This is a genomic window from Herpetosiphonaceae bacterium (assembly GCA_036374795.1).
Lineage (GTDB): Bacteria > Chloroflexota > Chloroflexia > Chloroflexales > Kallotenuaceae > LB3-1.
The window spans coordinates 1-2,108 of record DASUTC010000217.1 but is presented as its reverse complement, the minus strand read 5'-3'; the positions used below and the strand labels follow the sequence as shown (position 1 = coordinate 2,108).

Here is a 2,108-nt window from a genome sequence, read left to right as displayed (position 1 = left end):
ATCGGCATCATCGGGCGCTATCTCGTAGGCCCCATGGTGAAGGCATCTTCGCCACTCACGTGCAACGAGGTCTGGTAAGAGCTCAAATCCAGTGGTCCGCACTCATGTCATCGACGCCCGCTAATGGGATGGACCGGCTGCTTCCCCCGAACGGCGGGTTAGCCTGAAGGGCTACCGCCTCAATCAGGAGAAGCAGCCCATGACGAGCGACCCCGGCCAGCCCGCGCAGACCTTCGCGTCCATCGGCATCGACATTGGCAAGGATGTCTTCCACATCGTCGGCTTCGATGTCGGTGGTAAGGTCGTCCTGCGCAAGAAATTCAAGCGCCTGGCGCTGGAGAGCGAGCTCGCCAAGCTGCCGCCGAGCATCGTCGGGCTCGAGGCATGCCTCAGCGCGCACTTCGTCAGCCGCACGCTGCGCCGTCTCGGGCATACTCCACGCATCATTCCGGCGATGTACGTCAGGCCGTTCGCGAAGGGCCAGAAGAACGACTACAACGATGCCGAGGCCATCGCCGAGGCAGCTCTGCGCCCCAACCTACGCGTCGTGCAAGAGAAGACGCAGGATCAGCTCGATCTGCAGGCACTGCATCGGGTCCGCGCGCGGCTGGTGTCGCGCCGCACGGCGACGATCAACCAGATCCGCGCTTTCCTGATCGAGCACGGGATCGCCGTCCGCACCGGCGCCAACGCGCTGCGCCGCTCGCTCTTCGCCATTCTGGAGAACCGCGCCGACGAGCTGTCGCCGCGCATGAGCGACCTCATCGTTGGCCTCCACGAGGACTGGCTGTGGCTCGACGAGCGCATCGAGACGCTCACCGGCGAGATCGAGCAGATCAGCCACCGTGAGGCGAACTGCAAGCGCTTAATGAGTGTGCCCGGCATTGGGCCGATCATCTCCACGGCCATGGTCGCTGCCATCGGCACGGGCGAGGCCTTCGAGCGTGGCCGTGACTTCGGTGCGTGGCTGGGTCTCGTGCCTCGGCAATATAGTACCGGTGGCAAGTCGATCCTCGGGCGCATCTCCAAGCGCGGCAGCAAGTATCTGCGCACGCTCTTCATCCAGGCCGCCAACGTCATCCTCATGCGTCCGCAAACCTGGGAACGCTTCAGCTTCGGCGCCTGGCTGAAGGCCGCACAGCCGCGCCTCCATCGCAACAAGCTGGCGACGGCGCTTGCCAACAAGCTCGCCCGCATCGCCTGGAGCGTGCTGAGGCACAACGTTGCCTTTGACGCCCATCGCGTTGAAGTCGTGGCGATCTGATCGCCCGACGATCCACGGAGTTCGCGATTGAGAACAGCAGCATGGAACGGATCAACGAGCGCGCCCAGAGTCTGGTGACCCAAACGGTCGCTTGGCGACCTGTCCGCTAATGAGACCAAAGGCGCGCGCGTATTCCCATCGAGGCCACGGCCCGCGAGCCGATCAACAGGCCGGATACATATCAGCGACTTCCGAAGCCTGCGCCGAACTCACTTGCGATCAGCAGCCGGTTCTCTAATCGCGCCTCCCTTGTCAAGGTTGAGTGCTGCCCTTCGAGGTCACGGTTCTCTCCGCGGTCGGCATGGCCGCCGCAACATCTGGTTCGAAGCGCAGGCGCTGCAAGGTCCACAGCGGGTTGAGCCGCTAAAGGCCCTCCCATCGGCTCGCGACGCAGTCGGCTGCTCCTTCGCCCCGCAGGGCATCCCTCACGCCTGACGGCGTTCTCTAGCAGTTGGATCGCACATCACGCTGGCATGGCTGGCGCTGACCAACGAAACGGCTCGCCCGATTGCCAAATGCTGTGAAGGATGACGGTGAGCTTGCGGGCGAGCGCAACACGCGCCTTGCCGGCACCGGATCGCCTGGCGATCGCGAGGGCCCAGTCCTTGAGCCGCGAGGCACGCTTGACCCGAGTGAGGATAACGACAGCCGCCTCATACATCAGAGTGCGGGCGAGGTTGTCGCCACAGCGGGAGATCCTGCCGCGGCGATCGCTCTCGCCCGACTGGTATTGCCTCGGCGTCAGTCCCAGGTGCGCTCCGACCGATCGTGATCGGGCAAAGCGCATTGGATCCTCGACGGTGCTGACGTACGCGAGCACGGACAGCGCGCCGATACCGGGCAC

The 2,108-nt window shown here is 64.5% G+C and carries 2 protein-coding genes; one reads left to right on the top strand and one right to left on the bottom strand.

The annotated features are described in order from the left end of the window. Window positions 1-199 precede the first annotated feature (199 nt). On the top strand, window positions 200-1,264 hold the full coding sequence (locus tag VFZ66_16225) for an IS110 family transposase (GenBank protein HEX6290738.1): 1,065 nt from the start codon (window positions 200-202) through the stop codon (window positions 1,262-1,264). A 463-nt stretch (window positions 1,265-1,727) separates the two neighbouring features. Here VFZ66_16225 and VFZ66_16220 read toward each other — a convergent pair. Further along, window positions 1,728-2,108: transposase (locus tag VFZ66_16220; protein ID HEX6290737.1), on the bottom strand; the 381-nt coding region annotated here is incomplete at its 5' end.